Raw genomic sequence first — 19595 nt, 5'->3', positions numbered from 1 at the left:
TTTTGCTAGGGGCTGTTTATCTTTGCTGATTGTTTTTGCAGCAGGCAGCGCGTGATTTAGGCAAGGCAGGTAATGTGCCGTGTAGTTATTCTCCACCAACAGTACCTAACGCTGAATAAATTGCGCGCTGTCGCTGCCCGAAGGGTTCATTTAAACGCCTCCTGAACTTTGTTGCGCCCAGCTTGCTTAGTTGACTAAGCGTCGCAGGTCTCGCCTCGTTCATAACGCGTTTAATTTGAACAAAAATTAAACACTAAAGATAAACAGCCCCTAACTTCGTTAAAGTGTATTTTTAACGGTACTTTTTGAGCACTATTTATTTAATATTAAATTCAGCCGGTTAGCGACTTCAGCTAGAGTATTCAACAAAGTTGTCCACAGAAAATGTGGATAACCATCAAAGTTATCAAACTGCCCTAGTAAGGTAAAGTGTGAATAACTGTCATGTAAACGTAGTCGGCGTTATTTTGAGCGATTGGTGCTTAATAACGCGGAATCTCCTCACATAACGTCGTACAAGTATGGAATGGTTTACCGAGCTGCCTATGGTTCAACGTTACTCTGTTCAGCTACGGTACCAATTTCGCGACTCACCGAAAGCAGCGTATTACGCTCCCAATGCTAAGTCGACACAGCGCACAACGGCACTATTCGCCCCTTGCTTAGGTCGCGTTAAACTTGCGTAGTGCCCTTAAAACCAAGATACTCTAGGGCATCACTCTTTTACGACAGTGTTATGAGATACCTAATACTCCTAGTGTTATCACTCAGCTTGTGGGGCTGTGGTGATGTGCAAGATGCGCCGATGTCACCCGAAGACGTTGCCAGAAATTTTTTGACCGCAATTTACGTTGATCGCGATGTTGAACAAGCGCTGCCTTATGTCACACCACAAATCCAAAAAGTGATGAAAAGTTATCATATCGCTGCGTCAGTACAGCGTTACATGATTGGTTTATCCATGACGGACGTTACCCTGACGGTTGAAGATATCGACATCGACTTTTTCCGCAAGTTTTCCGAAGAAACCACCGTGGTGATCAAGATGACTGGCAAAAAAGGTGGCCAAGATTGGATTGATGATCGTTCACTCAGACTTAAGAAGACCCGCCGAGGTTGGATTATTACCGAGATTTTGCCGGATACAGGCAAAATCAATAAAGGTTCGTACTAAGTACGCTTTTTATATAGGTTATTCATGAAGCAATTTCTCGATTTTCTACCGCTCGTTATCTTTTTTACCGTGTATAAGTTTTACGATATCTACATCGCTAGCGGCGTACTGGTGGCGGCCACCACATTGCAGTTAATCCTCACCTATATCATCTACCGCAAGATAGAAAAAATGCTGCTGTTTACCTTCGCCATGGTGGCAGTATTTGGCACATTGACCGTGGTATTCCATAACGACGCCTTTATTAAGTGGAAAGTGAGTATCATCAACTTGCTGTTTGCTGCGGCGTTAGCGATTAGCCTGTGGATGAAACAACCGCTGTTAAAACGCATGCTCGGCACAGAATTCAAAGTTAAAGACGAAATTTGGGCACGTATTACTTGGTATTGGGTCGGCTTTTTTATCCTTTGTAGCGCCGCCAACCTCTACATTGCCTTCAATATGAGCCAAGAGCTATGGGTTGATTTCAAAGTGTTTGGTTTAACGGGGGCTACTTTGATTAATACCGTACTTTCCGTCGCTTATCTGTTTAAGCACCTTTCAGAAGAACAACGTAAGGAATTCAAATAATGTGGTATATGATTTCATCGCAGGATGTTGAGAACTCATTAGAACAACGCATGGCTGCCCGCCCTGCCCACCTTGCTCGTTTGCAAGCGCTATCGGACGAAGGTCGACTGAAGATTGCTGGTCCACATCCGGCGATTGATAGTCAAACGCCCGGCGATGCTGGCTTCACTGGCTCTTTAGTTGTCGCCGAGTTTGACTCGCTGGAAGCAGCCCAAGCGTGGGCAGATGCCGATCCATACGTTGCCGCAGGTGTTTACGCCAGCGTTGTTGTTAAACCTTTCCTGTATGTGCTGCCTTAATGAAAATTGTTTCTTTCAACATCAACGGTATTCGCGCGCGTCTGCACCAACTGCAAGCGCTGATTGATAGCCACTCACCAGACATTATCGGCTTGCAAGAAACCAAAGTGCACGACGAGATGTTCCCAGTTGCAGAAGTCGAAGCCATGGGGTATCAAGTGCATTACCACGGTGGCAAAGCGCACTACGGTGTCGCGATGCTATCTAAACTGCCTGCGGTAGCAATCCATAAGGGATTTCCTACCGATGCAGAAGATGCCCAACGTCGCTTGATTGTCGGCAAGTTTCAGCAGCCGAATGGTAGATTACTCACGGTGATTAATGGCTACTTCCCTCAAGGTGACAATATTGCCCATGAAGTGAAGTATCCAGCCAAGCGCAAATTTTATGCAGATTTGATGCAGTATCTGGCCAGGGATTTTTCCGCCGATGATGATATTGCCATCATTGGTGACATCAATATCTCCCCGATCGATTTAGATATCGGTATTGGTGACGTAAACGCAAAACGTTGGCTTAAAACAGGGAAATGCAGCTTCCAACCTGAAGAACGCGAGTGGCTGGCCACGCTGCTGAATTGGGGCTTAGTTGATACGTTCCGTCAGTTGCATCCGCAACGTACTGAACGTTATTCTTGGTTTGATTATCGCAGCAAAGGGTTTGACGATAACCGTGGCCTGCGTATTGATGTCATTTTGGCAACACATTCATTGGCCGCGCGGCTGACAGAATCGGATGTGGATTACACGTTACGTGCCATCGATAAGCCGTCTGACCATGCGCCAATTTGGAGCTGTTTTAGCGACTAATACCGACGCGAACAACGCACTAAAGAAAAAGCCCGATGTTATTCGCAATCGGGCTTTTTGTATGCTTAAAGACGCTTAGTTACAGCTCTGTACCACACTGCTATCGCTGACCATAATCATCGGCGTGCCGGCAGAGGCGCTAGCTGCAAATCTTGCTACTTGAGATTGCATTTCAGCCGTAGCTTGCGCTGCCATACCATCTGTCAAACCAGGAACTTCTGCAGGGCTCACAATCGAACTATGTTGTCCTTTGGTGAAACGAACTACGCCACTACCCGCTGCAGTGCCATCCACACAAGTTAACCCCAATGCGCTGATCAATGGCTCAGTACCGGACAGCGGGAAACCTGCCACTCGGTTTGGCAGTGTTTGGTCACTCAAGTTGCCAGCACCGTCACCAACCACTTCAATTAAGTGCACCGGTAAACCTGAGGCAGCCAGTTGTGCCGCTTGGTTAATTGGGTCACCCGCTTCAATGGCAGTTTGTACCGCAAACGCAAAGGTAGGAATAAACTGCTCATAAACCGCTTGTACTAACGCGTTGTATTCCGCACTGCCTTCCGCATAACCTGCTGTGTTAGCAGCCGCAACCAGTTGCATAAAGGTTTCTGACTGCGTCAGATTGGCAAACAATACTGGACTGAACGCTGCCGAACCCGCAAACGCACCAGCCAGTCCCCCGGCAGGAACCACTAAAGAAGCACCTTTCAATTCAAACGGATTGGCCATGGTGTTGCCAGTTGTTGGATCAACCACACCAGTGCTGGCATAGGTGGCAAAGTCAGTACCAACGATACCGCCCAAACTCATACCTTGCGCGGTCACGCGAGTTGCATCAACCAAATTAGGCGCAGTTGTCGCTAGCTGATTCAACGCTTGGCGCAGACCCAATTCATCAACCGTGGCTTGATGGAAGTTATCACGCACAGTGAGCGTGCTGGCGATGTTCACAAACACCAACGGCGAACCTGTTGCAAACGCATCAGGCGTACCAACCACGCTACCAAATGACGGATCTGTCGCTGACACTTCATACACACCGTCATTGTTAGCATCAAATGAGCGGGCACCGTGTAATGGCATATCGATGGCAATCACCGCCTGACCTGCTGCAGCATATGCACCGGCATAAGCCAATGCCATCTCTTTACCACCGCCAAGGCCATGCATGGCAATCGTGGTTGGCCAGCCATTGGTTGGCGCAGTAAATGGTAAATTTTGTGCGTTATTAAATGCAGCCAACTTAGTCGCATTTGGCACACTCATCATCACTGGCACAATCTCATAGTTTTGCACTGCTGGCAGCGGGTTATAACGGGTCAAATGACGCGTTGCATCCACTGGTGCCCCGCTGTTCATCTGCCACTGATGACCCGCTAACAGCGAAGGATTGGCAAGCGCTGCACTTGGGTCAATGCCATAGTTTTGCGCTTGCTGAGTGTAGTTTGCCACACTCAGCTGGCCCGTTTGCAATGCTTGCAATACGGCTACCGGGCTATCACCTGCTGCCATCCAACGGGTATTGATACCGGCGCATGCAGTAGATGAACAACCACCGTAGATAGGCAAACGCAAGGCGCCTACATACAAGTCAGCTAAATCTGCCAGCACGTAAGCCGTGCCACTCTCCGCAGTTAAGCCTGCAGCTTGAGCAACCGTCATGCCTGTTGGTGTTGGTGCTTGTGCCCACTGTGGCGCATAAGCCTCATTAGACAGCATGGCTAACTTCACCGCTTCATAGACATCAGCGATGGACTGAGTGGTAAACATGCCGCTATAGGTCACGCTGGTAACATCCACACCGTGAGCACTCGCCATACCATTTTCATAACTATTAATAACGCGCTGTAACCACAGAGCTGATGCGGTATCAATTGGCGCAGTGTTCACGTCTTGGCGATAAACACTATAGCTCTCTGATGCCATAACTGGCTCACCAGCACTGTCGGTGATCAAATTAGTGGTAGCGTAGATATAAGATGTGTCAGGCTTGAGTGGCTTTAACGGCACAATGGCAATGCTGTTGCCAGAGACAGCGGTAACAAAGTCAACGCCAAAAGTCAGTTCAGCGCCTACAGAACAAGCACTGGCGGTTGGCAGGTCTTGGCATTCAGCAACGCTCGATAATGGTCCGCCATTGGTTGCTTCAAATACACGCACTGCACCGGGCTGCACAACAGATGATGCCAACAGCGTACGCGCCACGCCATTATCACTGGCTAGCTCAACATCGATTGAGATAGGTTGGGTTGTTGACCAGCCATCTAATGCACCAATAGCAATAGTCGGATCAGTGTAATCACCACTGGCTTCGTTCGGCATCGCTAATGTGCCATCGAAGCTGCCATTTAACAGGAGGTCATTTGGCACCGGAACTTCAGATGCGGTAGGATTGAACACCAGATGAGAATATGACACTTGTTGAGCATCATCACCGCTGTCGTTATTGCTATCGCCACCACAGCCAGTTATGGCGAGCACCGACACTGCCAGCGCGCTCAAATAGAACTTTTTCATGTTTTACCCTTAGTCTTGTTGTAATAGTGTGTTCCATCGAAATTACTGCCTAGATACCCCAATATGCAGGCATTCGCTTTAGCGGAACGCTAAATATTCATGTTCAAAGTTAATGCATGAATCGGAATTTATCTACATCACAATAGCAAATGAATCTTAGTAAAAATATTGCTATTTATACGAGTGTTTAAAACCTACGCAATATATTAGTAAAATAGCCGATATAAAAGGTTTTTCGTGTAAAAGGACCAAAAGAGCATGTTCGAATATCAGCCATCTCAGGCATTTCTCTTTAATAAAATTATTTTAATCACAGGGGCTGGTGATGGCATTGGTAAGCAAGCAGCGCTCAGTTATGCAGCTTATGGTGCCACAGTCATTTTACTTGGCCGCACTGAGCAAAAACTGGTGCAGGTCTACGATGAAATCGTCGCGAATGGCGGTGCAACACCCGCTATTGTGACCTTAGATTTGCAAACAGCGACCGCCGCGCAATATGCCGAACTGGCACAACTGCTTGAGCAAGAGTTTGGCCATTTTGACGGTTTGCTGCACAATGCCAGCGTGCTTGGCAGTCTCGGCTTGTTGGAGCAGATGGTTATTAACTCGTTAGAAACCGTGTTAAAGGTCAATGTCACCGCACAGGCTGCGCTGACTCAAGCCGTTATGCCGCTGTTACGAGCAGCGCCTAGCGCATCCATTATTTTCACCTCTAGCAGTGTCGGTCGTAAGGGGCGCGCCTACTGGGGCGCTTATGCTATCTCCAAATTTGCGACCGAAGGTATGATGCAAACCCTTGCAGATGAACTTGATGGCAGTAGCATTCGTAGCAACAGTATCAATCCCGGCGGTACTCGCACCAGCATGCGGGCTAGTGCCTACCCCGCAGAAGATCCAATGACACTCAAAACTCCCGCAGACATTATGCCGGTGTATCTTTATTTAATGAGTGATGACAGCCTTAACGACAACGGCAAAGCATTTAACGCGCAATAATCAGCATCACTTTGGAACAGGAAACGTTATGCAACATTATCCAATCGGCACGCCCGGTACACCGTGGGGCGATGCAGAGAAACAACAGTGGCGTGCTAGCCAGACCATCAAACGCAGTTATCAAGCCGAAGTGGTACAAAAAATTCAGGCGTTGGCGCCACAGTTTGAGATTGTGCAGTACGGTGCGCTGAGTTATGACACCGACCGCTACCCGTTATTGGCGTTGAAAGCGCCTCAGTGGGACGATAGTAAACCCGCTATTTTGGTGACGGGCGGCGTTCACGGCTATGAAACTAGCGGTGTACAAGGCGCGCTATTATTTGCCAAAGAATATGCCGCCGATTACTTCGGTGACTTCAACCTGCTGATTGCCCCGTGTGTTAGCCCGTGGGGCTATGAAGTGATCAACCGCTGGAACCCGCTAGCGCTCGATCCTAACCGCAATTTCGTGGCCAATTCGCCTGCGGAAGAATCAGCAGCATTGATGCGGTTAGTTGCAGATCAGCAGGTACAGTTTCTGGCACATATTGATCTTCACGAAACGACCGATACTGACGAAACCGAGTTTCGCCCCGCATTAGCAGCGCGTGATGGTAAGTACATTGCGCCTGGTGCAATCCCTGATGGTTTTTATAACGTGGATGATAGCGCTAGCCCACAACCCGCATTCCATAAAGCGATTATCGATGCGGTGGCAAAAGTGACTCACATTGCGCCAGCTGACAAAGATGGCAACATCATTGGCTCACCAGTGGTGCAACCTGGCGTCATTGAGTATGCACTGAAAGCGTTGGGCTTATGTGCCAGCATTACTGGCGCGGCCTACAGCTGTACCACCGAGGTCTATCCCGATAGCCCAAAGGCCACAGACGACATCTGTAACCAAGCGCAAGTTGCGGCGGTGAAAGGCGCGTTAGATTTTCTAAAGCACCATAGCTAAAACGACGGTCGGAACACGCAATACAGGGTTCCGGTCGTTATTCGCTAACATCAATACGGGCAAAATAGATGGCAGTTTTGCCTTCATGGCTTGAGTAGTAGCTGACCAATAACTGCTGACCTTGCAGCACAATGCCGGCGTAGCTGGTGTCACCGCCTGATGGCAAGGTCAGTATTTCATCAATGGTTTGCGATGAGATATCAATTTCGACCAACGCTGTTCGCACCCGCTGCTCATAGAGTCGTACGATAGCCAATAAGCGCTGCCCTACTCTAACCATCGCGGGGCCGCCAATGCGTTTATCAAGTTCAAACCAATGCCACTGGTGGAAGGGATAGCTAGCATGTCCCAGCAACGCTGTTTGCTGCTTATCCCATACTGGGTCACGACGCAGTAAACACAAGGCTTGTTGCTGTTCAAATAGCAGCGAAGATTCATTGACGTAACCATCAGCCTGCAACGGTGCAACTAATGGCTGAAAAGATAACGGAGCCTGCGGCTGAGGCAACTCACTTTTGTACAACCTGACATCGCCGTCAGCCCCCGCGCGATAGCCGACACCATATACCGCGTCATCGGCGACACTTAATCCCCACAACCAGTATCCACGCTCACCAACATTCATCGGGGGTGACCAGTTATCTCCATCATCAGAACACCACATCAGGGTTTGCAGCGGGGTTTTGTCATGCATTGCTGCGGCGCCAAACAGCCATAATCGATTATCGACCACTAGCAGTTTGCCATCCCTAAGATCTGCGCTGTCTGAGCGAAAACAGGCCACACTGTGCCAATGTTCACCGAGATCAACTGAACGCAGTAGCCGCAGAGCACCATCGGGGGAGACATGCTCGGCACCTTCACGAAATACCGTGTATAAACAGCCGTTAAATTGCTTGAGATCGGTAAACGCGTTGTGATTACCGCGGTCCCAAATGCGCTGGCAGCTAACTAATTCCATGATGCACACTCCCCCATGTTTCTCATGTATATAACATAAAAGGCCGCAAATGCGGCCTTTTATTGATAGCAAATCCTAGGGGCTGTTTATCTTTGCTGATTGTTTTTGCAGCAGGCAGCGCGTGATTTAGGCAAGGCAGGTGATGTGCCGTGTAGTTATTCTCCACAAACAGCGCCTAACGCTGAATAAATTGCGCGCTGTCGCTGCCCGAAGGGTTCATTTAAACGCACTCTGAACTTTGTTGCGCCCAGCTTGCTTAGTTGACTAAGCGTCGCAGGTCTCGCCTCGTTCATAACGCGTTTAATTTGAACAAAAATTAAACACTAAAGATAAACAGCCCCTAGCGGTTAGCTGCGAGTGCGGGTTGGTGCCTTACGGCCGTTACTCGCTGTACCTGAAGTCTTATGCTTACGCACGGCACGGCGAACTTTGGCGCTACGCACTTTAGCACGCGCCACGCTGTGTTTATCCATCCCCAGCAAAGAACGCTCTTCAGCTTGCAGACCAGCCACTTGTCGCAAGTAGTTTACTTGATCGAGCGTCAACTCCATCCAACCACCACGCGGCAAGGTTTTTGGCAGCTCAATCATGCCATAACGCACACGGATCAAGCGGCTCACTTGTACACTCACTGCTTCCCACAAACGACGTACTTCACGGTTACGCCCTTCGCGTAGCACTACATGCCACCATTGGTTGATCCCTTCACCGCCCGCGGATTTGATAGCATCAAATTGTGCTGGGCCGTCTTCCAACGTCACACCAGTACGCAGTTGTTGTACGGTCGCATCAGTTACTTCACCAAAAGTACGCACCGCGTATTCACGCTCAACTTCGCTTGATGGATGCATTAAGCGGTTAGCCAGTTCACCGTCTGAGGTAAACAACAGCAGGCCCGAGGTGTTAATGTCCAAACGACCAACGGCAACCCAGCGGCTGTCTTTGGTACGTGGCAAACGGTCAAAAACCGTAGGACGGCCTTCAGGGTCTTTACGGGAGCAGATCTCCCCTTCGGGTTTGTGATAAGCCAGCACACGACAGATAACTTCATCGGCTGACTTGAGCGATACCAGGCGGCCATCGATACGCACTTTGGCGTCGGCTTCGATACGGTCACCTAACGTGGCGATCTCACCTTCGACACTCACCCGGCCTGCAGCAATCCATGCCTCCATCTCACGACGGGAGCCATGGCCTGCTCGGGCCAAGACTTTCTGCAATTTTTCACTCATGTAAAATTCACTTATTTGATAAATGTTTATCGGTTACTGCTTCCATCGGTTGATGATTGGCAAGGGGCTGATGCATACAGCGGCCAAACAGCAGTAAGGCAGCCGACGATTATACATGAGGAATGCGTTGGCTGATAGAAATTCGCTCAATGCCACGCTAAAAAGTGCATGGCAAAGGCATAATATGCGAGGGAAAGGCGCGATGGTGCGCTATTGTAACGGGGTTTCTGGTGCGTCAGGCTCTTCTGGTACGTTTTTCATGCCAGAGAATACCGCATCTAACGATTCAGCATCGGTCAATGGCGGTAAATCCCGCAGTGTATCTAAGCCAAAATACGCTAAAAATTCGGCGGTTGTAGCATAAAGTGCCGGGCGACCTGGCACCTCTTTGTGGCCAACGGCTTTAATCCAACCACGGTCGGCCAAGTTTTTAATGATCTGACTACTGACCGCCACACCGCGTACCGCTTCAATCTCACCACGGGTCACGGGTTGTCGATAAGCAATGACTGCCAAGGTTTCTAACGTTGCACGGCTGTAACGAGGTGCCTGCTCTTGCCACAAACTCTGCAAGGCAATACTCAAACTATCTCGGGTTTGGAAGCGGTAACCGCCAGCCACTTTAACTAACTGTACGCCGCGTTCTTGATAATCGATGATAAGTTCATCCACCACAGCTTTTAGGCGTTCACGTGACACGGCATAATCCGCCAGTACAGTTTCGCGTAATGCTTTAAGCGTTACGGCTTTGCCCTGCACAAAAATAGCGGCCTCAACCAACTGTTTTAATTGTAGATTGTTAATTTGTGCCACAATGTCACATCCTAAAATGCTTTTAGATAAATCGGCGCGAAAGGTTCAGTTTGCACGAGTTCTACCAACAACTCTTTCACTAATTCCATCAACGCCAAAAAGCTTACCACCACCCCAGCGCGCCCCTCACTAAGTTCAAACAACTCCGTAAATGGCGTGTAGTGCTCACTCGACAGTTTCATCAGGATTTGGCTCATGCGCTCACGGGTGGATAACTGCTCCTGCCGCACTTGATGATCGCCGCTGGCTTCAATCCGTTTGAGCACTTCGCCAAAGGCGAACGCGATGTCACGCAAGCTGACTGACGGTGGGATCTGTTTAGGGCGAATATCTGGCGCAGGTACAGCCGAGGCCGCAAATACATCGCGTTGTAAGCGGGGTAACTCATCTAAATTGACCGCGGCGTCTTTAATGGTTTCGTAGGCTTTCAACTGACGGATTAACACCGCCCGTGGATCTTCCTCTTCTTCCATTTCTAACTCGGGTCTTGGCAATAATAAGCGCGATTTGATTTCCGCCAATGTTGCCGCCATCACCAGATAATCTGCCGCTAACTCAACCCGCGCGCCCTGCAGCATCTCAATATATTCGAGATACTGCGCGGTAATCTGCTGCAACGGTAGATCTACCACATCAAGCTTTTGCTTACGGATCAGGTACAACAGCAGATCGAGCGGGCCTTCAAACGCCTCGAGAAACACCGCCAAGGCTTCGGGAGGAATGAACAGATCCGCTGGCAATTCGGTAAACGCTTCACCGCGCACCATCGCCAGTGGCAAACTTTGCTGGATTCCCTCACTCGATAACGTCATCTAGGCGCGCTCATCTATCTTACAGAAATGGCGTCACGTCGCCGGAGCCTTCGCGCAAAATGGTCATGCTATCGTCAGACATATCAATCACTGTTGTTGGCTTTTCGCCCAGATAACCGCCACTCAAAATCGCGTCAACTTGGTGTTCCAGCTCATCACGGATCTGCTCGGGATCAGATTCAGTAAAATCGTTACCCGGTAGAATCAAACTGGTCGACATCAACGGTTCTTCCAACGCTTCGAGCAGAGCCAACGCAATCACATTGTTGGGAACACGGATACCGATGGTGCGTTTTTTCTCGTTCTGTAGTCGACGCGGTACGTCTTTCGTCGCTTTGAAAATAAAAGTGTATGGCCCTGGCGTATTATTTTTTAACACACGAAACGCTTGGTTATCTACGCGAGCATAGGTCGACAGCTCTGACAGATCACGACACATCAAGGTGTATTCGTGGTTATCGCCTAGCTGACGAATACGACCGATACGGGTCATCGCGTTCTTATCGCCAATCATACATCCGAGTGCATAACCCGAATCAGTGGGATACACGATCACCCCGCCATTGCGCAAAATACTCACCGCCTGATTGATTAAGCGGGGTTGAGGATTGACCTCATGTACATAAAAAAACTGACTCATAAATTTACCTTCCATTGCGGGGACTGCCACACCCACTGCAACCCTTTCGGACGTGTTAAATTACGTCCTAACTCCAGCCAACGGCCGGGAAAATGAAAATCACTGCCTACAGAGGCGTATAAACCGCGCTGATTTGCGAGCGCGCCAAGTTGGACTAAATCATCCGGAGACTGCTGCCCCAGCACAACTTCAATGGCGGTACCACCGGCTTCAGCAAAGTCGTTGACTAGCCGTTTTAACCATTTGCCACTCAGTTGATAACCGCTGGGATGTGCCAGCACGGCAATGCCGCCAGCATTATGAATGAGACTGATGGCCGTTGCCATATCTTCCCAATTATTAGGTACATAGCCGGTTTTTCCGCGCGCCAAGTACCGTTTAAACACTTTACCGATATCGTCAACAATGCCCTGCTCCACTAAGAAACGAGCATAGTGCGCGCGGCTGATGGCGGCATCTCCCGCTAGCGCCTTAGCGCCTTCATAGGCACCAGCGATACCCGCTTTCTCGAGCCGCGTACCGATCTCTTTTGCTCTGGCGTCGCGCAACTCGCGTTGGTTTTCCATAAATGCCAGCAACTCAGGCTGTTCGCGGTCAAACCCTAACCCCACAATATGGATGTCATAGGCGTGCCAACGTGTGGAGATCTCCACGCCGTTCACTAAGGTCAGTGGCGCTGCTTGTTGTTGGTTGAAAGCGTGGGCTTCAGGCAATCCTGCAACTGTATCGTGATCAGTAATGGCCAATACGTCCACGCCCTGCGCCATGGCACGAGCCACAATTTCAGCGGGGGTAAGATGGCCGTCTGATGCTGTCGTATGACAGTGCAGATCTATTGATGTAAGTTCTGTGATCATAACGACATTGTACTGGCATTCACCGGTAAAAAGCGATGCTGACATGTACCACACAATTAATTTTCAATATTTATACATTTGCCGTTGACATTCGAACCAGAGTGAGGTCTTCTAATAGCCACTAACTGAAAGGATAATTTTGATTTATGTACGCTGTTAACTTCGCTTCATTACACACTGTTTGGTGGTGGCACTTCCCTTAACGCGGGTGGTGTGAAGCGCTGTATATGTAAATCAGCAAAATTCAACAAGAAGCCCGCTTAATGCGGGCTTCTTCGTTTCTGCGGCAGAAGTTCTCAGTAAGCAGGCGAAGCAACTAGCATCAACAGGATTGTGAAATGAACATCTCTCAGATTGCGCAAGTCCAATATCAACGACAAGCGATGACGTACCATGATGATCCACTACGGCTGTATCATCTGCTTACCGAAAACCGTCCTAATACCATGCTGTTAGAATCGGCTGAAATCGACAGCAAAGATAGTCTGAAAAGCATCATCCTCAGCCATGCAGCATTAACTATTTCGTGCCTTGGTCAAACAGTGACCTTCAGCGCACTCACCAAAAATGGCGTTTCGCTTCTCGGCAACATCGCGGATTTCTTCCAGCCACACGCTAAAGTGATTCGTCAACAACGCGAAGTCATCGTTACCTTTAAACATCCAAGTGGCATGTTAGATGAAGATGCTCGCCTAAAAGCATTATCGCCGTTAGAAGGCTTACGTTTGTTGCAACGCGGCATCAAGATGCAAGGAGAGCAATGCTTCGAAGGTCTCTATCTCGGTGGTGTATTAGGCTATGACCTTATCGCGGCGGTTGAGCCATTGCCGAAAGTAGAGCAAGCAGAAAATACTTGCCCCGACTACCTGTTCTATCTAGCTGAAACGTTAGTGATTGTGGATCATCAACAACACACTGCCGAAGTAGTCACGCACCAATTTAACCAAAATGCGGAAGTGGCTGAAACGCTAAATGTGCGCCGCCAAGAGATCATCAAACTTGCGCAAAGCTTGCCGAGTATTGCCTGTTTGGTCGGCGTGCGAGAAGAGCCACAAGCCAGCGTCAGCAGCGAAGAATATGCCGCCCAAGTGGAAACACTTAAAGAGCACATTCGTGCTGGCGATATTTTCCAAGTTGTGCCATCACGTTGCTTCAAAATGCCCTGCCCGAACCCCATGGGTGCCTACCGTGCACTGCGCATGACCAATCCTAGCCCGTATATGTTTTATCTGCGCGCTGAAGATTTCACCTTGTTTGGCGCATCGCCAGAAAGCGCCATCAAATATGAAGCGTCTACCAACCAAGTGGAAATGTACCCTATCGCGGGTACCCGCAAACGTGGCAAAGATGTGGATGGCAACATTGATGAAGACTTGGACGGCCGTATCGAACTTGAGCTACGCCTCGACAAGAAAGAGCTGTCTGAACACATTATGTTGGTCGACTTAGCCCGTAATGATATCGCTCGTATTTGTGAAAGCGGCACCCGCAAAGTGGCCGAATTACTGAAAGTTGACCGTTACTCCCATGTGATGCACTTGGTCAGCCGCGTTACCGGCCAACTGCGCCACGACCTAGATACGCTGCACGCCTATCAAGCCTGTATGAACATGGGCACACTTGTTGGCGCGCCCAAAGTGCGTGCGGCCCAATTGATCCGTGAAGTAGAGCAAACACGTCGCGGCAGTTACGGCGGTGCCGTGGGTTATATTAACGGCTTAGGCGACATGGACACCTGCATTGTTATCCGCTCAGCGTTCGTACGTGAAGGCAAAGCTTACATTCAAGCAGGGGCAGGGGTAGTTTACGATTCAGAGCCGATGTTAGAAGCGGAAGAGACGCGTCAAAAAGCGCAAGCAGTCATCAGCGCCATCAAAATGGGGGGCGGACTATGAAAATCTATCTACTCGATAACTTTGATTCCTTTACCTACAACTTAGTGGATCAATTCCGCAGTCTCGGCTTTGAAGTAGTTGTTTACCGCCACAATATTAATGCGGATTACTTAGCGGAGCTGATGCTCAATGAACCGAGTAAAACCGCCCTCGTATTGTCCCCCGGCCCCGGTGAGCCCAAAGATGCTGGCTCGATGATGGAGCTTATCGCAAAAGTAGCTGGCAAGTTGCCGATCCTCGGCATCTGCTTGGGACATCAAGCCTTGGTCGAACATTTCGGTGGTAACGTTGGCCGCGCACCACAGATTGTGCATGGTAAATCCAGCGCGGTAGAACATAACGGCAAAGGCGTATTTGCGGGCTTGCCATCACCGCTGCCCGTGGCACGTTATCACTCATTGGTGGCGACTACCGTTCCCGCTTGCCTAAATGTCATTGCCAACTTTGAAGGCATGGCGATGGCCATTGAACACCGCGGCGATCGCGCGGTAGGTTTTCAATTCCACCCAGAATCAATATTGACCACCATGGGCAGCAAATTACTGGTGCAAACGCTGCAATATTTAACGCTACAGCAAGGAGACCAAGTGCATGTCTGATGTACAAACGTTACTTGAACAGCTGTATCGTGGCGAATCATTAAGCCGCGAACAAGCGCAAAGCCTGTTTCAACCTTTGGTCGCGGGCGAGTTAAATGAGATCACCATCAGCGCCCTGCTTACCGCACTGAAAATCAAAGGCGAAACGATTGCAGAGATCACTGGCGCCGCCGATGCTTTGTTGGCCGCCGCCAAGGCATTTCCAGCCTCAGGGGCGGGCGTGATTGATATCGTGGGTACAGGTGGCGATGGCTACAACACCATCAATATCTCTACTACCTCATGTTTTGTTGCCGCCGCTGCGGGCGCAAAAGTTGCTAAACACGGTAATCGTGGTGTATCCAGTAAATCAGGTGCGTCAGATTTACTATCAGCCCTTGGCATCAACCTGACCATGAGCCCAGAGACTGCTGCCCAATGTTTAGATAAGCTCGACATCAGTTTTCTGTTTGCACCGCATTACCACGGTGGTGTGCGCTACGCAGTACCGGTACGTCAAGCATTGAAAACGCGCACCATCTTTAATGTGCTGGGGCCATTGATTAATCCATCACGGCCTGATTACCTATTACTCGGGGTCTACAGCCCGGCACTGGTAACGCCGCTTGCAGGTGTACTCAAGGCGCTAGGTGTTAAACGGGCAATTGTTGCCCATGGCAGCGGGCTTGACGAGATTGCCGTACATGGCGAATCGCTACTGGCGGAACTCAAAGATGGCGAAATTCGTGAATACCGCCTGCAACCCGAAGATTTTGGCGTTGAACGCGCAGAGCTTGACCAACTGGTCGGCGGCACGCCGGAAGATAACGCGGCGATCACCAAACAGATTTTGGCGGGCACCGCCACCACGGCACAAATCAACGCGGTAGCAGTCAATGCGGGGAGCGCGCTGTATGTTGCGGGTATCAGCGAAACCATTCCAGCAGGCGTGGCGCTAGCCAAGCAAGTGATGGCCTCCGGCAAAGCATTAGCATTAGTAGAAGAGTTGGCGCAAGCGTCAAACCAAGGATAAGCGTCAATGAGTAACGTATTAACCAAAATCGTCGATACCAAAGCGGCTCACATTGAAAGTTTAAAAGCCCGTTTTCCTGAAGAAAGTCTGCATCCAAAAATATCGACTCGCAGCTTGTACCAAGCGCTGAGTGGCGACAAAGCGGGCTTTATTTTGGAATGCAAAAAGGCCAGTCCCTCCAAGGGCCTCATCCGCGATGACTTTGACCCGATTGCGATTGCTGACGTTTACCGCCATTATGCCAGCGCAGTATCGGTGCTGACCGATGAAGAGTTTTTCCAAGGCGATATGGCCTTTATTCCGATGGTGCGCACTAAGATAGACCAACCGATTCTGTGTAAAGACTTCTTTGTTTCACCGTATCAAATCAAATTGGCCGCTCATCAAGGTGCCGATGCGATTCTGTTGATGCTGTCAGTGCTGGATGATGAACAATATCAGCTGCTTGCTGCCGAAGCGGCAAAGTATCAGTTAGATACGCTGACAGAGGTTTCCAATGAAGAAGAACTCGCCCGCGCCATCACACTTAAAGCGCCGATTGTTGGCATCAACAACCGTAACTTGCGGGATTTAAGCACCCATATCGAAACAACCGAACGCTTAGCGCCACAGCTGCCTGCTGGCATGCTGGTGATCAGTGAATCAGGCATTTACAGCCATCAAGACGTGCGACGCTTAAGCCCGCTGGTCAACGGCTTTTTGGTGGGTAGCTCATTGATGAGCGAAGATGATCTCGACTTGGCCTGTCGCAAGCTGCTATTTGGCCACAACAAAGTGTGCGGTTTAACCCGCGCAGCAGACGTTGCTGCCGCCGCTGATGCTGGCGCGATTTATGGTGGCCTGATTTTCGCTGAAAAGTCCCCCCGTAAAGTTAGCGTAGAGCAGGCAAAAGCGCTGGCTAGCACAAACAGTGAACGCCAGCGCAAACTGCGATTGGTCGGTGTGTTTGTCAATGAGCGCGCCGAGGTGATTACCGAGCTCGCCGCCAGTTTAGATCTGGCCGCCGTGCAACTGCATGGTAATGAGACAGAACATGATATTACCGCCATCAAGCAAGCTCTCACCAAAGCCCGCTGTTTGAATACAGAAGTGTGGAAAGCCATTCCCGTCACAACTGAAGGTGTTGCTGTCAACATTCCCGCGAACGCTGACCGCCTGTTGTACGACAGCAAGAACGACGCAGGTTTTGGTGGCACGGGTGAGCGCTTTGATTGGTCGCACACATTGCAGCACAAAGCAGATGCCATGTTGGCGGGTGGTTTATCAGCCAGTAATGCCAAAGAGGCCGCTGATGCTGGCTTTTACGGCTTAGATTTTAATTCCGGCGTTGAAACTGCCCCCGGCGTAAAAGACACACACCAGATTATCGCCGCGCTGACCGCTGTCAGAGCGTAAAAAATTAGGCCGACTATAACGGCCACAAAGGAAGTAACCATGAGTGAAATGCAACTTGATCCGTTTTTCGGCGAATTTGGCGGCGCCTACGCGCCACAAATCCTGATGCCCGCATTAAAGCAACTGGAAGCCGCATTTATCGACGCGCGCCAAGATCCAGAATTCATCAAAGAGTTTAGCGATCTGCTCAGCAACTATGCGGGTCGCCCTACACCGCTGACGTTAACGCGCAATCTGTCGCCTAATCCTAAGGTGAAAATCTACCTCAAGCGGGAAGACTTGCTGCACGGCGGTGCCCATAAAACTAACCAAGTGATTGGTCAGGCGCTACTCGCACAACGCATGGGCAAAAAAGAGATCATCGCTGAAACGGGTGCTGGTCAGCACGGTGTGGCGACCGCATTGGTGTGCGCCCTACTTGGCTTGAAATGCCGCATCTACATGGGCGCTAAAGACGTTGAGCGTCAAAGCCCGAACGTATTTCGTATGCGCTTGATGGGCGCTGAAGTTATTCCGGTAACCTCGGGTTCATCCACACTCAAAGATGCCTGTAACGAAGCGATGCGCGATTGGTCAGGCAGCTATGAGCGCGCGCACTATCTGCTGGGCACCGCCGCAGGGCCGCACCCATTTCCGACCATCGTACGGGAATTCCAAAAGATGATTGGCGAAGAAGCCAAACAGCAAGTGCTGGAAAAAGAAGGCCGTCTGCCAGATGCAGTTATCGCCTGTGTCGGCGGTGGCTCGAATGCCATCGGCATGTTTGCTGATTTCATCAAAGAGGAAAGCGTTAAGCTCATCGGCGTTGAACCTGCTGGTAAAGGCATTGAAACCGGTCACCATGGTGCACCGTTACGTCATGGCAAACTCGGTATTTACCTCGGCATGCGCGCGCCACTTATGCAAGATGCCGATGGTCAAATCGAAGAATCTTACTCGATTTCAGCGGGATTGGATTTTCCATCCGTTGGCCCACAACACGCTTACTTACACAGTATCGGCCGCGCGCAATATGAGTCAGCCACTGATGATGAAGCCTTGGCTGCCTTTGAAAAATTGGCGCACTGTGAAGGGATTATTCCAGCGTTGGAATCCTCACACGCCCTCGCCTATGCCTTGAAATACGCCGCGGAGTGCACCGAAGACACCATCTTAGTGGTTAACCTTTCCGGTCGTGGCGACAAAGATATTTTTACTGTGTCTGATATTTTGGAAAAGCGTCAACAGGAGGCCAAATGAGCCGTTATCAGCAGTGTTTTGCCCGTTTGGCTGAACAAAAACGGGGCGCATTTGTGCCGTTCGTCACCATTGGCGACCCTGATTTAGACCAGTCTCTGGCGATTATTGAAACCTTGATTGCCAACGGTGCCGATTGTTTGGAACTGGGTTTTCCGTTTTCAGATCCCTTGGCTGATGGCCCAGTGATCCAAGGCGCTAACCTGCGTTCACTGGCTGCTGGCACCACGCCAAGCAAATGCTTTGAGATTATCGAAACCATTCGAGCTAAGTATCCAGACACGCCTATCGGCTTGTTACTGTATGCCAACTTGGTATTTGCCAACGGCATCGATAACTTTTACCAACGCGCCAAAGCCGCTGGTGTCGACTCTGTGCTCGTCGCCGATGTACCGGTAGAAATGTCAGCACCGTTTGTAAGCGCCGCTAAAGCTGCGGGCATTGCGCCAATTTTCATCGCACCACCAAACGCGGATCACGATACGCTGGCGCAAGTGGCTAAAGCGGGTGAAGGTTACACCTACTTGCTATCTCGTGCCGGTGTGACAGGTGCAGATAATGCAGCGGGTATGCCGGTGGATCAAGTGCTAAAAACCCTCAAAGAGTTTGATGCGCCACCGCCGCTACTCGGTTTTGGTATCGCTAACCCTGAGCAAGTCAAAGCCGCCATTGAGTCTGGTGCCGCAGGTGCCATTTCTGGCTCTGCGGTGGTGAACATCATTGCAGCAAATCTCAATGATAAAACCACTATGCTGGAGCAATTGGCGAAGTTCGTTGCTGATATGAAAGCTGCTAGCTAGACAAACAAAACGCCGTAACAGAGCGCCACACGTGCAAT

General features: G+C 50.0%; 19 protein-coding genes and 1 other annotated feature. Of the genes, 12 read left to right on the top strand and 7 right to left on the bottom strand.

The window, feature by feature from the left end; all coding sequences use genetic code 11:
* The first annotated feature begins 736 nt into the window (after positions 1 to 736).
* From ACN0TT_RS07875 to xthA, 4 genes are read left to right on the top strand one after another with little or no spacing between them, the layout of a single operon-like run.
* Entirely contained in the window at positions 737 to 1174 is a 438-nt protein-coding gene (locus ACN0TT_RS07875; protein WP_417761596.1) for a hypothetical protein, read from the top strand.
* A gap of 24 nt (positions 1175 to 1198) precedes the next feature.
* Positions 1199 to 1744: a septation protein A gene (locus ACN0TT_RS07870; RefSeq protein WP_417761595.1), complete on the top strand. Its 546-nt coding sequence runs from the start codon at positions 1199 to 1201 to the stop codon at positions 1742 to 1744.
* Positions 1744 to 2043, top strand: a complete 300-nt coding sequence (locus tag ACN0TT_RS07865) for a YciI family protein (RefSeq protein WP_417761594.1) — start codon at positions 1744 to 1746, stop codon at positions 2041 to 2043. The genes ACN0TT_RS07870 and ACN0TT_RS07865 overlap by 1 nt, the downstream gene beginning before the upstream one ends.
* Positions 2043 to 2852, top strand: coding sequence for an exodeoxyribonuclease III (gene xthA, locus ACN0TT_RS07860; protein ID WP_417761593.1), 810 nt, complete (start codon positions 2043 to 2045; stop codon positions 2850 to 2852). Before ACN0TT_RS07865 ends, xthA begins: the two co-directional genes overlap by 1 nt.
* 75 nt (positions 2853 to 2927) lie before the next feature.
* Here xthA and ACN0TT_RS07855 read toward each other — a convergent pair whose 3' ends face one another.
* Complete coding sequence (locus ACN0TT_RS07855; RefSeq protein ID WP_417761592.1) at positions 2928 to 5369, bottom strand: VolA/Pla-1 family phospholipase; 2442 nt, start codon at positions 5367 to 5369, stop codon at positions 2928 to 2930.
* 258 nt (positions 5370 to 5627) lie between these two features.
* Here ACN0TT_RS07855 and ACN0TT_RS07850 point away from each other — a divergent pair, with 258 nt between their 5' ends.
* The gene (locus ACN0TT_RS07850; RefSeq protein ID WP_417761591.1) at positions 5628 to 6365 is read left to right on the top strand and encodes a YciK family oxidoreductase; all 738 of its coding nucleotides are present in this window, start codon (positions 5628 to 5630) and stop codon (positions 6363 to 6365) included.
* Positions 6366 to 6393: 28 nt separating this feature from the next.
* The gene (locus ACN0TT_RS07845; RefSeq protein WP_417761590.1) at positions 6394 to 7305 is read left to right on the top strand and encodes a M14 family metallocarboxypeptidase; all 912 of its coding nucleotides are present in this window, start codon (positions 6394 to 6396) and stop codon (positions 7303 to 7305) included.
* A gap of 37 nt (positions 7306 to 7342) precedes the next feature.
* On the opposite strand, the gene ACN0TT_RS07840 is transcribed toward ACN0TT_RS07845, so the two are convergent.
* The 6 genes from ACN0TT_RS07840 to rnm form a co-directional block, all read right to left on the bottom strand.
* Positions 7343 to 8266 carry an exo-alpha-sialidase gene (locus tag ACN0TT_RS07840; RefSeq protein WP_417761589.1) on the bottom strand — a complete coding sequence of 308 codons (924 nt, stop codon included), beginning with the start codon at positions 8264 to 8266 and terminating at the stop codon, positions 7343 to 7345.
* 347 nt (positions 8267 to 8613) lie between these two features.
* Entirely contained in the window at positions 8614 to 9498 is an 885-nt protein-coding gene (gene rluB, locus ACN0TT_RS07835) for a 23S rRNA pseudouridine(2605) synthase RluB (protein ID WP_417761588.1), read from the bottom strand.
* A gap of 210 nt (positions 9499 to 9708) precedes the next feature.
* Positions 9709 to 10311, bottom strand: a complete 603-nt coding sequence (gene scpB / locus ACN0TT_RS07830; protein ID WP_417761587.1) for an SMC-Scp complex subunit ScpB — start codon at positions 10309 to 10311, stop codon at positions 9709 to 9711.
* 11 nt (positions 10312 to 10322) lie between these two features.
* Positions 10323 to 11123, bottom strand: a complete 801-nt coding sequence (locus ACN0TT_RS07825; protein WP_417761586.1) for a segregation and condensation protein A — start codon at positions 11121 to 11123, stop codon at positions 10323 to 10325.
* 19 nt (positions 11124 to 11142) lie between these two features.
* The gene (locus ACN0TT_RS07820) at positions 11143 to 11763 is read right to left on the bottom strand and encodes an L-threonylcarbamoyladenylate synthase (protein ID WP_417761585.1); all 621 of its coding nucleotides are present in this window, start codon (positions 11761 to 11763) and stop codon (positions 11143 to 11145) included.
* Positions 11760 to 12620: an RNase RNM gene (rnm, locus tag ACN0TT_RS07815; protein ID WP_417761632.1), complete on the bottom strand. Its 861-nt coding sequence runs from the start codon at positions 12618 to 12620 to the stop codon at positions 11760 to 11762. Before rnm ends, ACN0TT_RS07820 begins: the two co-directional genes overlap by 4 nt.
* 176 nt (positions 12621 to 12796) lie before the next feature.
* Positions 12797 to 12899, top strand: a sequence feature (Trp leader region).
* Between the two features lie 59 nt (positions 12900 to 12958).
* Between rnm and ACN0TT_RS07810 the strand changes: the two genes are divergently transcribed.
* Genes ACN0TT_RS07810 through trpA form a run of 6 tightly spaced genes read left to right on the top strand, consistent with a single transcriptional unit; the run spans position 12959 to position 19557 of the window.
* Positions 12959 to 14515, top strand: a complete 1557-nt coding sequence (locus tag ACN0TT_RS07810; protein WP_417761584.1) for an anthranilate synthase component 1 — start codon at positions 12959 to 12961, stop codon at positions 14513 to 14515.
* Positions 14512 to 15114 (top strand): aminodeoxychorismate/anthranilate synthase component II, encoded by a 603-nt coding sequence (locus ACN0TT_RS07805; RefSeq protein WP_417761583.1) that lies wholly within the window; start codon positions 14512 to 14514, stop codon positions 15112 to 15114. Before ACN0TT_RS07810 ends, ACN0TT_RS07805 begins: the two co-directional genes overlap by 4 nt.
* Complete coding sequence (gene trpD, locus ACN0TT_RS07800; RefSeq protein ID WP_417761582.1) at positions 15107 to 16126, top strand: anthranilate phosphoribosyltransferase; 1020 nt, start codon at positions 15107 to 15109, stop codon at positions 16124 to 16126. The genes ACN0TT_RS07805 and trpD overlap by 8 nt, the downstream gene beginning before the upstream one ends.
* 6 nt (positions 16127 to 16132) lie before the next feature.
* Entirely contained in the window at positions 16133 to 17521 is a 1389-nt protein-coding gene (gene trpCF / locus ACN0TT_RS07795; protein ID WP_417761581.1) for a bifunctional indole-3-glycerol-phosphate synthase TrpC/phosphoribosylanthranilate isomerase TrpF, read from the top strand.
* Positions 17522 to 17560: 39 nt separating this feature from the next.
* Positions 17561 to 18760: a tryptophan synthase subunit beta gene (trpB, locus tag ACN0TT_RS07790; RefSeq protein ID WP_417761580.1), complete on the top strand. Its 1200-nt coding sequence runs from the start codon at positions 17561 to 17563 to the stop codon at positions 18758 to 18760.
* Positions 18757 to 19557 carry a tryptophan synthase subunit alpha gene (trpA, locus tag ACN0TT_RS07785; RefSeq protein ID WP_417761579.1) on the top strand — a complete coding sequence of 267 codons (801 nt, stop codon included), beginning with the start codon at positions 18757 to 18759 and terminating at the stop codon, positions 19555 to 19557. Before trpB ends, trpA begins: the two co-directional genes overlap by 4 nt.
* Positions 19558 to 19595 lie beyond the last annotated feature (38 nt).

The sequence above is a fragment of the Shewanella sp. genome (assembly GCF_048265805.1).
In the GTDB taxonomy this organism is placed as follows: Bacteria; Pseudomonadota; Gammaproteobacteria; order Enterobacterales; family Shewanellaceae; genus Shewanella.
The sequence above is the reverse complement of the archived record's forward strand: the minus strand, read 5'-3'. Positions and strand labels throughout refer to the sequence as shown.